The organism is Vibrio fujianensis, assembly GCF_002749895.1.
Classification (GTDB): Bacteria; Pseudomonadota; Gammaproteobacteria; order Enterobacterales; family Vibrionaceae; genus Vibrio; species Vibrio fujianensis.
The window spans coordinates 12,121-23,100 of sequence record NZ_NBUS01000032.1 but is presented as its reverse complement, the minus strand read 5'-3'; the positions used below and the strand labels follow the sequence as shown (position 1 = coordinate 23,100).

At 44.0% G+C, this 10,980-nt stretch carries 12 protein-coding genes; 7 read left to right on the top strand and 5 right to left on the bottom strand.

Annotation, left to right across the window (positions count from 1 at the left end):
* The 3 genes from B7C60_RS17450 to B7C60_RS01430 all read right to left on the bottom strand — a co-directional run.
* Positions 1 to 107: FGGY family carbohydrate kinase (locus B7C60_RS17450; RefSeq protein WP_245868387.1), on the bottom strand; the 107-nt coding region annotated here is incomplete at its 3' end.
* 60 nt (positions 108 to 167) lie between these two features.
* A complete protein-coding gene (locus tag B7C60_RS01435) occupies positions 168 to 1,022 on the bottom strand; it encodes an MIP/aquaporin family protein (RefSeq protein ID WP_099610120.1) in 855 nt (284 codons plus the stop codon).
* Positions 1,023 to 1,039: 17 nt separating this feature from the next.
* Entirely contained in the window at positions 1,040 to 1,357 is a 318-nt protein-coding gene (locus tag B7C60_RS01430; protein WP_157928668.1) for a hypothetical protein, read from the bottom strand.
* A gap of 202 nt (positions 1,358 to 1,559) precedes the next feature.
* Between B7C60_RS01430 and glpA the strand changes: the two genes are divergently transcribed.
* The 3 genes from glpA to glpC are packed head-to-tail and all read left to right on the top strand — an operon-like array spanning position 1,560 to position 5,736.
* On the top strand, positions 1,560 to 3,203 hold the full coding sequence (gene glpA, locus B7C60_RS01425; RefSeq protein WP_099610118.1) for an anaerobic glycerol-3-phosphate dehydrogenase subunit A: 1,644 nt from the start codon (positions 1,560 to 1,562) through the stop codon (positions 3,201 to 3,203).
* A complete protein-coding gene (gene glpB, locus B7C60_RS01420; RefSeq protein ID WP_099610117.1) occupies positions 3,200 to 4,513 on the top strand; it encodes a glycerol-3-phosphate dehydrogenase subunit GlpB in 1,314 nt (437 codons plus the stop codon). Before glpA ends, glpB begins: the two co-directional genes overlap by 4 nt.
* On the top strand, positions 4,510 to 5,736 hold the full coding sequence (glpC, locus tag B7C60_RS01415; RefSeq protein ID WP_099610116.1) for an anaerobic glycerol-3-phosphate dehydrogenase subunit GlpC: 1,227 nt from the start codon (positions 4,510 to 4,512) through the stop codon (positions 5,734 to 5,736). Before glpB ends, glpC begins: the two co-directional genes overlap by 4 nt.
* 177 nt (positions 5,737 to 5,913) lie before the next feature.
* On the opposite strand, the gene B7C60_RS01410 is transcribed toward glpC, so the two are convergent.
* A complete protein-coding gene (locus B7C60_RS01410; protein WP_099610115.1) occupies positions 5,914 to 7,008 on the bottom strand; it encodes a ketoacyl-ACP synthase III in 1,095 nt (364 codons plus the stop codon).
* A 192-nt stretch (positions 7,009 to 7,200) separates the two neighbouring features.
* On the opposite strand from B7C60_RS01410, the gene trxC reads away from it, so the two are divergent.
* The 3 genes from trxC (at position 7,201) to B7C60_RS01395 (ending at position 9,380) form a co-directional block, all read left to right on the top strand.
* Positions 7,201 to 7,635, top strand: coding sequence for a thioredoxin TrxC (gene trxC / locus B7C60_RS01405; RefSeq protein WP_099610114.1), 435 nt, complete (start codon positions 7,201 to 7,203; stop codon positions 7,633 to 7,635).
* Positions 7,636 to 7,831: 196 nt separating this feature from the next.
* Complete coding sequence (locus B7C60_RS01400; RefSeq protein WP_099610113.1) at positions 7,832 to 8,986, top strand: MFS transporter; 1,155 nt, start codon at positions 7,832 to 7,834, stop codon at positions 8,984 to 8,986.
* Positions 8,987 to 9,197: 211 nt separating this feature from the next.
* The gene (locus B7C60_RS01395) at positions 9,198 to 9,380 is read left to right on the top strand and encodes a DUF2986 domain-containing protein (RefSeq protein ID WP_099610112.1); all 183 of its coding nucleotides are present in this window, start codon (positions 9,198 to 9,200) and stop codon (positions 9,378 to 9,380) included.
* Positions 9,381 to 9,429: 49 nt separating this feature from the next.
* Here the strand turns inward: B7C60_RS01395 and B7C60_RS01390 are convergent, their stop codons facing one another.
* Positions 9,430 to 9,903 (bottom strand): LabA-like NYN domain-containing protein, encoded by a 474-nt coding sequence (locus B7C60_RS01390; RefSeq protein WP_099610111.1) that lies wholly within the window; start codon positions 9,901 to 9,903, stop codon positions 9,430 to 9,432.
* Positions 9,904 to 10,288: 385 nt separating this feature from the next.
* Between B7C60_RS01390 and B7C60_RS17445 the strand changes: the two genes are divergently transcribed.
* Positions 10,289 to 10,980: BCCT family transporter (locus B7C60_RS17445; protein ID WP_245868369.1), on the top strand; the 692-nt coding region annotated here is incomplete at its 3' end.

Here is a 10,980-nt window from a genome sequence, read left to right as displayed (position 1 = left end):
AATTCACGCTGAGAAACGCTGACAATATTGGCATCATGATCCAGTACAACGGCTCGAGAACTGGTGGTGCCTTGATCAAGGGCAACGACATATTTTTGCTCAGTCATGGTGTGTTCCTTATTATTTCACGTTCGAATAAATCGACTAAATAGCATAATGTGTGGCATTTATACGTGTGCTTGCTCGCTTTCTTCTGCTTTATCACACTGATTAGGAATCGTACATCCTGTCCCCACTTTCGGAAGATAAACTGCAATAAATTTCGGATACGCCCAACCACCAAAACAGGCACCAGCGATCGGTGCGACAATCGGGACAATAAAGTAAGGAATATCTTTAGCACCGCTCAAGGCATAATCCCAGCCAGCAAAATAAGCAAATAGCTTAGGCCCAAAATCTCGCGCTGGATTCATCGCAAAACCTGTCAATGGGCCAAGCGACCCACCGATAATCGCGATTAACACACCGATCAGAAGTGGATTTAATGCGTTACGGTGCGCACCATTGTTTTCATCTCCTAGAGCCAAGATGCCAAACATCAACACCGCGGTAATGACAAACTCTACCGCCATGGCACCAGAAAAAGAAAGAGACGCATGCGAATAGGTAGAAAAAACCCCCGCAGTAGCAAGTGCTTCTTGGCTATTGCGGGTGAAATTATGAGCGATTTCGTAATCAACAAAAAGGTTACTGTATAGACTGTAGACTAACGCCGCTGCACAAAAAGCGCCGAGTGTTTGTGCAATGATGTAAGGGATTACTTTCGCTTTATCAAAGCCGTGAAATGCGGCCAGGGCAACCGTCACGGCAGGGTTAATATGAGCACCGGAAACGCCTGCGGTGCAATAAATAGCAATCGCGACTCCGAGCCCCCAAATGATACTGATTTCCCATTGGCCAAACTGAGCATTGGTTAAAACTAATGCCGCAACGCAGCCGACCCCAAAAAAAATGAGCAAACCCGTACCGATAAATTCTGCGATACACTCTCCTAATAGAGTATGTTGTTTTGTTCGCGCCATAGTAAGCATCCTTGTGTTTATTTACAGCTTGAGTGGTTTACACGTTGTTTGTGTGCAGCACAATCTGCCACAAAACCATCAACTCGCAAATAAACAAAGATTACTAATGAGCGTTCGAGCACATAAATGTTAATGTTAAACTCGTTTTTTGTTAAACAACGCAATTTTTTGATCAACCCATTGCATGAATCACTCATAAAAAACAACGCTAAATAAAGTAAAAACACAACCGCATAAAAATCATCTTTTAGTGTTACACCTTTTAAATCAATCCCATTGTCAAGCGTCAGCAACATTTTGCTAGACAAAACTTTTACCACTTCAAATGTAATCAAAAGGTTACACGGACTACTATCGCCATTCTAAAGTGTTGTTAGATTTCACCATCAAACACTAAAAATGAACTTTCCCCTTGCTTGTTCGTTTCGTTCGAGCTTTTGTGAGCAAGGTTACGAACATAAAGTTATAAAAATGACACAATAACTATTAGTACAACGAATAACGATCAGCATAACGGATAAAAATAGGGTAACGGTCATGACGGCAAAGCAACGAATGGAAACTGACGTAGTCATCATCGGAGGTGGCGCAACGGGTACGGGAATTATGCGCGATTGCGCATTACGAGGTATCCCGTGCATTCTTTTGGAAAAAGACGATATTGCTTCTGGTACGACAGGCCGAAATCACGGCTTGCTCCACTCAGGCGCTCGTTATGCAGTCACAGATCCTGAATCAGCTAAAGAGTGTATCCAAGAAAATCAGATTCTCAAAAAAATTGCCAAACACTGTGTAGAAGCAACCGACGGCTTATTTATTACCTTGCCGGAAGATGACTTAGCTTTTCAAGCACGTTTTATCGATGCCTGTACTCAGGCTGGAATCGAAACTTCCCGCTTAACACCCAAGCAAGCATTGGCATTAGAGCCAAATGTCAACCCTGCTTTGGTCGGTGCTATTAAAGTTCCCGATGGAACGATCGATCCTTTTCGTCTCTGTGCATCCAATGTCTTGGATGCCAAAGAGCGGGGAGCACAAATCATTAATCGCACCATCGTCACTGGCCTTATCCGCCAAGGTGACACTATCTTAGGTGTCCACTGCCTACAACTAAGCACTCATCAATCGTTTGATATTTATGCAAAACAAGTCATTAATGCGGCGGGAATCTGGGGACAAAATATCTGCGAATACGCCGATCTGAATATCAAAATGTTTCCAGCAAAAGGCTCTTTGCTGATTCTGGATTATCGAATTAACAACCTTGTGATCAATCGCTGCCGAAAACCGTCGGATGCCGATATTTTAGTCCCTGGGGATACCATTTCGTTAATTGGCACCACCTCAGAACACATCGATTATGACCAAATCGATCACTTACACGTCACCGATCACGAAGTGGATGTATTACTCAAAGAAGGAGCAAAGTTAGCTCCAATTATGGCAAATACACGCGTTTTACGTGCTTATGCTGGCGTACGACCTTTAGTTTCAGTCGATGATGATGGAAGTGGACGCAATATCAGCCGAGGAATTGTACTGTTAGATCATCAAGAACGAGATGGTTTGAATGGGTTAACGACCATTACCGGCGGCAAATTAATGACCTACCGATTAATGGCTGAATGGGCAACTGATCTCATCGCAAAAAAACTGGGGAATCAGCAACCTTGTACGACGCATCTACAGCCACTTCCTGGTTCAAATGAAACCCCAAAAGAGGTCAAAAAAACCGCCAGTATCGCCAAACCCGTTTATGAGTCGGCCATTTATCGTCATGGGGAAAGAGCAAAAGCCTTCTTAACCGATGAGATGAAAAACCAAGCCATTATTTGCGAATGTGAAATGGTCACTGCCGGAGAGATTGAATACGCGATTACCCAGCTCGATGTGAATAACTTGGTCGACTTACGCCGTCGAACTCGTCTTGGAATGGGGCCTTGTCAGGGAGAGTTGTGCAGCTACCGAGCTGCGACCCTCTTTTCAGAATATGGCCACTGTACAGGTCAGCAGTCTAGCCAATTGCTTACCGAATTTCTTGAAGAGCGCTGGAAAGGAATTAAACCCATTTTTTGGGGAGATGCTCTACGAGAAGCCGAATTTAGTTACTGGATTTATGATGGGCTACTCGGCGCAGGAGAGCTGAATCAAGCCAATAATCATAAGGAGAATAACCAATGATGCACTATGATATTGTGGTGATCGGCGGCGGAATTGCAGGATATACGGCGGCAATTCGTAGCTTACAAGCAGGAAAGAAAACCTTATTGATCAACCAAGGGCAAAGTGCGTTACATTTTTCTTCCGGCTCAATTGATGTACTCGCCAAACTCCCGGATGGTAGCCCTGTGACTCATCCTTTTGAGGCACTCAACCAACTGAAACAGCAAAATGACCAACATCCTTACCACCTTGTAGGACAACCATTATTAATGGAGGGGCTGGACTGGTTCAAACGTACCATTACGGATGCTGGGCTCCCAATGCTCCATCACCCACAAGGAGCGAATCATCAACGCATCACTCCGTTAGGTACATTGAAAGCCACTTGGCTTTCCCAGCCGTTCGTTTATCAACACCATGATGCCCTCCCTTTTAAACGTATTGTGGTTATCGCTATCGACGGTTACCGAGATTTCCATCCACAAATGTTGCAGGATAATCTTCGCCAACACGTTGATTTTGCCAATACACACATTGAACATAAAACCATTACCTTACCCGGCTTTGATGCGTATCGGCGTAATCCAAATGAGCTTCGGTCGATTGATATAGCGCGTTTTCTCAAACAACAAAGTGCATGGGATCACCTGTGTCACGCATTAACTGCGCTCGCAACACCTGATGATTTGGTGATCCTACCAGCCATTATGGGCAACGGTGATGGGCTAATCTTGATGAATAAGCTACGTGAGGCAACACAATTACATTTTCATGAAGTACCCACGATGCCGCCCTCTCTGCTTGGTATTCGGATTGAAGAAACGCTTAACCGTATCTTTATTCAACTGGGAGGCACTCAGTTGAAAGGAGATAAAGTCGTTCGCGGCACATTTACTAACGGTCAGTTAAACGAAATTTATACCCAAAATCTACGAGATATCCCAGTACAAGCACCATACTTTATCATGGCGACAGGAAGTTATTTCAGCCAAGGATTGGCAGCCACGCAAGATCAGATCTCTGAACCAATCTTTGGGCTGAAGGTCAGCTATCCTCAACAGCGGACGTTATGGCGAAATGGGAACTTTTTTGCACCTAAGGCTCATCCATTTATGACCTTTGGCGTACAAACCAATGCACAGCTGAATCCTTATCAACAAGACATCGCGATCAAAAATCTATATTGCTGTGGTTCGATGCTATCTGGCTACGATCCGGTATTTGAAGGTAGCGGTGGCGGAGTAGCGATTGCAACAGCTTACTATGCCATTAAACAAGCGCTACAAATTGATTCTACTATTTATTCGACTCTGGAGGCGCGAGTATGAACACCCCCTTCTCTCAAGCAGCTCCTCAAAACACCAGTTTTGATCAATGTATTAAGTGCACCGTGTGTACCGTTTATTGCCCTGTAGCAAAAGCTAACCCCGATTATCCGGGCCCCAAACAATGTGGCCCAGATGGTGAACGTTTACGTATTAAAAGCCCTGAATACTATGATGAAGCCTTAAAATATTGTACCAACTGCAAACGCTGTGAAACGGCGTGTCCTTCTGGAGTCAAGATCGGTGATTTGATTGCTGTCGCTCGCGGTAAATATGGTAAAAAACCGCTAAATCCCAAACTTGTCCGGGACTATGTATTGAGTCACACCGATTTATTTGGCTCTCTTGCCACACCGTTTGCTCCTGTGGTCAATTTCGCAACAGCTTTACCCGTGGTAAAAAAGATCATGCACAAAACCATTGGCGTACATGATCATAAAGCACTCCCTAAATATTCACAGGGTACTTTTCGTCGCTGGTTTAAACAAAACTGTACCCGTCAACCACTGTATCAACGGCAAGTAACTTACTTCCACGGCTGTTATGTGAATTATAACCACCCCCAATTAGGCAAAGATTTAGTACGCGTTCTCAATGCTATGAATATTGGGGTGCGCTTACTCGAAAATGAAAAATGTTGTGGTGTACCTTTAATCGCCAACGGCTTTCACGACAAAGCTCGAAAAAATGCTTTGCTCAATATCAAACATATTGAATCCGCAGTTGAAGATTACCAAACCAAAATCATCTCTACATCATCGACTTGTTCTTTCACCCTTCAGCAAGAATATCCTCATGTACTCGGAGTGGATAACAGTAAAGTGGTCAATGAGATTGAATATGTCACTCGCTTTTTACTCAAAGAATTTATGAGTGGGAATGCTCCAGCAATGAAACCGCTTCATTTAAAAGTGGTCTATCACACCCCTTGTCATTTAGAACGAAGCGGTAATGTAATGTTTACTATCGAGTTGCTGCGTATGATCCCTGGGCTGGAGTTGATCGTGTTAGAGAGTGAATGTTGTGGATTAGCCGGTACGTATGGGTTTAAAGAAGAAAACTACGACGTATCGATGAAAATTGGCAACCATTTATTTAGCGCCATTAATCATTCCGAGGCAGATTTTGCAGTCACGGATTGTGAAACATGTAAATGGCAAATAGAGGAAAACACCCAACAAGAGTGCCTACATCCCATTAGCTTGCTTGCCATGGCGCTTGCTTAACCCATTAGCCTATTTCAAGCAAGCCGACTTTTCGAGCTGGTTTTTGTCGCTGTTTGAGGCTTCTTTCTACACGGCTGAGGCTTTGAAATATAGTGGCTCTACATAAGTAGTGGCTCTATATGATAAGTCGATAACGCCGTAGAAAGAAGCCATCTCGGCTCCTTACCATCATTTATTCTATTGATGTGATAGGGGCCGTTTTTGACAATGTTCAATGGCTTGTTGCAATAAAGCTAACGCTGTTTGTTCACAAGGAGGTAATTGTGCATCACTCTTGGCCAGTGGGGTTACACGTTCACCCCATTTTATATGGCCTGCTCCCCAAGTGAGTCCAGCGCCAAAGGCGGCAACTAGCAGATCATCGCCAGCCGCCACTCGTCCTTGTTCGAGTGCTTCACATAACGCAATAGGAACGGTCGCTGCTGAGGTATTGCCATAGTGTTGAATATTCACAAATGCTTTGCTTTGATCAATGCCTGCTAGATCACACAAGGTGTGAATAATACGGATATTAGCTTGATGTGGAACCATCACATCAATATCTTGCTGAGCCAGCCCACTACGAGCTAAGACTTGCTGTACTGCTGCCCCCATACCTTTAACCGCCCGCTTAAAGATCTCTTTACCAACAAAATCAAATGCCCAATAACCATTATCAGCAGCGAAGCGATCCATCGAACTGCCAAACTTAGGTACCGCAAGAATATCTCGCCCTTGAGCATCGCAGCCAATTTGAGTGTGTTGTAGCCCTAACGGTTGCTCCGTTTTACTCAATACCACCGCACCAGCACCATCACCAAATAAAACGGCGGTATCTCGCTTAGTCCAATCAATGTAAAAAGAGAGGTGCTCGGCACCAATCACCAATGCATGGCGATAGTAACTGGCTTGCATCAAACGAGTCGCCGTTTCAAGCCCGTAAATAAACCCAGTGCAAGCGGCATTCAAATCAAAAGCAGCAGCGTTATCAATCATCAAGTTTTGTTGAATTTTGGACGCAATATTAGGAATTAATGAATCTGGAGAACAGGTCGCAACAATAATTAAATCGATATCTTGAGCATTAATACCAGCACAAGCGATGGCGTGTTGGGCCGCAACGGTTGCTAAATCAGAGGTATCCACATGACTGATACGGCGCGCTTCAATCCCCGTTCGAGTCCGGATCCACTCGTCACTGGTGTCAAGGAACGTACTTAAATCTTCATTAGAGAGCGAGGCGGGAGGTAAACATTTACCCCAACCAGTAATTTCAGCATAATATTGAGTCATTATCGTCCTGCTTTGTTGTTGTCATTTTTCAGGGGGAGTCAACTGATGTCGTAATCTACGCCATTCATCCCCCGCCCTTGATACAGAAAATAGCGATTTTTTGTTAAAATCGTGCATAAAGTTCTCAGTATACGCCGATTTAACCGCTCAAGTTAAGTCTGAGTCACTCACAATGATGATAAAGAGGAAGTTATGTCAACATTCACCACTCGTTGCTCTGCCTGCCATGGGCTAAATAGAATCCCATCGGATCGCGTTTCCGAAAGCCCTCGATGTGGCAAATGCCAAACCCCATTATTAGATGGTGCCCCGATTGAAGGAACCTTAGCCAATTTCGATACGCTTCTAAAAAGTGCTCAACCCGTCGTCGTCGATTTTTGGGCCCCTTGGTGCCACCCTTGTGTTGGATTTGCCCCCATTTTTGCAGAAGAAGCCAAAAAGCAACAAGGCCGCCTCCGGTTTATTAAAATCGATACCGAAGCACAGCCCGAATTGGCGAAAAGATATCAAATTCGCAGCATTCCAACCATTATGGTGTTTAAACATGGCCAAAAAATAAATATGATCAATGGTGCACTAGCAAAAGGACAATTTAATCAATGGATAAATCAAACTACTGAACAATAATTCATTCAATAAAACGAGCGGTAAAGTTGGTCTATCCCCTGCAATTAGTCCAACTTTATCGTTGTTTATTCACAAGGAATGATTGATAGATTTATTTTATCGTCAAGAGCATTATTTTTCATTTTACCTTTCTAGCTTAAAGTCTCATATTCGCCGCGAATCTCTTCCATCATCCACATCTTGTGAGGCGAAAACTATGAACATGCATCCAACTTCCGTTCATCGTATTTCTGTACCGGTTATTGCGTTAACTCTTTATGCGGTCGCCTCCGGATATTTGATGAGCGTCATTCCGCTCATGCTTTCCCACTATGGGTTAGAATCCTCGCTCGCCAGTTGGTTAGCCAGTGTTTTCTATGCGGGTCTATTGCTGGGGGCGCTATTTATGGAACCGCTGGTGAATCGCTTTGGTCACCGCAATGCTTTTATTGGCTGCTTGCTTCTTTTGCTCGCTTCTATTGTGATTTTGCCAATCAATCACCACAGCCTAGTTTGGCTAACTGCACGCTTTATTGCGGGAATTGCTGTGGCGGGCGTATTTGTGGTGGTGGAATCTTGGCTACTACATGGTAACGAGTCAGGCCGAGCAAAAAGACTCGGTATTTATATGGCATCACTTTATGGCGGAACGGCCATTGGACAATTGGGCATTGGTTTTCTCGGTGTCGCGGGCTCAATGCCTTTTATCGCAATTTGTTCACTCTTGATACTCGCAACCGTGGTATTGATTTATGGTAAGTCAGATCAACCCTCAACAGAAGCCGGGCAAAGCCTGTCATGGAAACAAATAACCAAACTCAGTCACGCCGCAGTGATAGGTTGCTTAGTTTCTGGTTTAGTGTTGGGAGCGATTTATGGCTTGATGCCCGTCGAGCTAGCCGAACGTGGGATCAGTCACACAGAGGTTGGTCGCTTAATGGCTTTAGTCATTCTTGGCGCAATGGCGGTACAACCTCTGGTTCCTTGGTTATCAAAACACCTCGGACGAACTCTGCTTATGGCACTGTTTTGCTTGTTAGGTGCAACGTCAGCGGTACTGCCATTATTGGATAACCAAATGGGCACACTGGCCGTTAGCTTGTTTATGCTTGGCATGGCGACTTTTGCACTCTATCCGATTGCGATTAACCTAGGCTGTGACAAGCTCGATGCTCACTATATTGTGTCTGCGACTCAAGTGATGCTATTTAGCTATAGCATTGGATCCGTCGCTGGCCCAGTTCTGGCTGATTGGTTTCTTCAAACCAACCAAAGCTTACTGGGTTATCTATTTGTCACCTTGCTAGCAACCTGCTTGTACATGCTCGCTGCCAGCCTAAAAACCAAACGCCAATGGGTGGCCGGAGAGTAACACTTAAAAAGGGTAACTGAGGTTACCCTTTTTTGTTATTCACTTTCAATCGCTCTGCTGACGACAAGCTGTATTGACCATACTGCGACTATTTTATCGTCGGTTAATCCCTTGTCGCTAAGTATTTTTCATCCATCCTTACGAATAGATTGAGTTGAACGATAAAAACTCGTAAGCTCACCATCCACGACTTAAGCGGCTAGTCACTCACATGAACCGTAAAAAACGAATTAATCAAATTTTAAAATCTAAGCAGAAGAAGCAAAATGCCAAGCTACATAAAAGTGGCAAGCCTCGTTATATTGCTAAGGCTGAGCGAGAACAAACCGCACTATCACCATCCGATGAAATAGAAGGCCAAGAAACTTCCCTTACCGATTTAGAGCGGTCATAAAACCGCCGAAATGCGTTCCCCCACCGCCAACACCAACGAATGGCAAACGCTAGAGCAATAGAGGCAGCTCGATTGCTTGATACTCATCTGCCACCTCGATTAAGTTTTTAGCGGTTAACCCCGGCACACCATACACGATCACCCGAGTGCCAAAGCGACGTTGAATTCGTTCAACCAACAACTCAAAATCACCATCACCTGAGACTAAAATCAAGGTATCCACTTGTGAAGCTAGCTCATAAGCATCCAGCGCAATGCCAACATCCCAATCACCTTTAGTACTGCCATCTCCACGTTGAATAAACGGTTTTAATACCACTTCAAAACCAATTCCGCGCAGAATATGGTGAAACTGTCGTTGACGAGTATCGTGCGTAGCAATCGCATAGGCATTGGCTTTTACTACCTGTCGCGTTGCTGTCGCCATTGACCAAAATTGATTGTAGTTAAAGTGCCGCCCGTAACGTTCGCGGCAGGTGTAATAAACGTTTTGTACATCGACCAATATGGCGATCTTTTCCATCAGTATCTTCTATTCAATTGAAATTAACTCATGCCTTCGGATTCAATCACCCAATGAGTAAAGAGAAAGATACTTTAACACACTCTAGTTCTGACCCACTATCCTTTGCTGAATTCTCTTACTCATAGTCGCACCTCATTGAGCGAAATCGTGTTACCACTTAAGCAAAAAACCAAGCAAAAACCTTTCGTACACATACCTTTAATTATAAGAAAAAACAAACAAAAAAAGTAAAACACTTACCGAGTATGACAAAAATTAAAAAAAGCGGTATGATTAGCCCGTAAAAATAATTTGCACTCTAATTATTTAATTCACTTTTAACGCATTCATCACTTCTCTAACTGTAGAAAAGTGACGAATGCGATACTGATCGAGTCATACGATGGAAGACGCATTAAAAAAATACAGTATAGAAACCACCGACTACCGAGTGGGACAAGATAACGTTCAGAAATGGGGGTTTGATGTTCATAACCCTGTTTTTGGCATCAGTGCCGGATTAATCATTTTCTTTTTAATTTCAATTATCTGGGTTGGCCCAACGACAGCGAAAGAGGTGCTCGACACCCTAAAGAACAGCATTATTCAAGAATTTGATGTTTTCTTTATGTGGATAACGAACTTCTTTTTATGCTTTGCTTTAATCTTGATGATCTCTCCACTGGGTAAAATTCGCCTAGGTGGAAAAGATGCCACCCCGGATCACTCTCGTCCCTCATGGCTCTCGATGCTTTTTGCCGCAGGAATGGGCATCGGCTTACTATTCTGGAGTGTGGCTGAACCGACCGCTTACTATACCAATTGGTGGGGAACTCCTTTTAATGTCGCAGCCAATACTCCTGAAGCGAAATCATTAGCCATGGGCGCGACCCTATTCCACTGGGGAATTCATGGCTGGTCCATTTATGCCATCGTCGCTTTATCGCTCGGATTTTTTACCTTCAATAAAGGTCTCCCTTTATCCATTCGTTCCGTGTTCTATCCCATTTTTGGTGATCGCGCTTGGGGATGGCTAGGCCATGTTATTGATATTATGGCTGTATTAGCAACCTTATTCGGGCTGGCGACTTCATT

Coding starts and splice junctions, on each gene's coding strand:
- B7C60_RS01435 (WP_099610120.1), bottom strand. CDS start 1,022: ATGGCGCGAACAAAACAACATACTCTATTAGGAGAGTGTATCGCAGAA.
- glpA (WP_099610118.1), top strand. CDS start 1,560: ATGACGGCAAAGCAACGAATGGAAACTGACGTAGTCATCATCGGAGGT.
- glpB (WP_099610117.1), top strand. CDS start 3,200: ATGATGCACTATGATATTGTGGTGATCGGCGGCGGAATTGCAGGATAT.
- glpC (WP_099610116.1), top strand. CDS start 4,510: ATGAACACCCCCTTCTCTCAAGCAGCTCCTCAAAACACCAGTTTTGAT.
- B7C60_RS01410 (WP_099610115.1), bottom strand. CDS start 7,008: ATGACTCAATATTATGCTGAAATTACTGGTTGGGGTAAATGTTTACCT.
- trxC (WP_099610114.1), top strand. CDS start 7,201: ATGTCAACATTCACCACTCGTTGCTCTGCCTGCCATGGGCTAAATAGA.
- B7C60_RS01400 (WP_099610113.1), top strand. CDS start 7,832: ATGAACATGCATCCAACTTCCGTTCATCGTATTTCTGTACCGGTTATT.
- B7C60_RS01395 (WP_099610112.1), top strand. CDS start 9,198: ATGAACCGTAAAAAACGAATTAATCAAATTTTAAAATCTAAGCAGAAG.
- B7C60_RS01390 (WP_099610111.1), bottom strand. CDS start 9,903: ATGGAAAAGATCGCCATATTGGTCGATGTACAAAACGTTTATTACACC.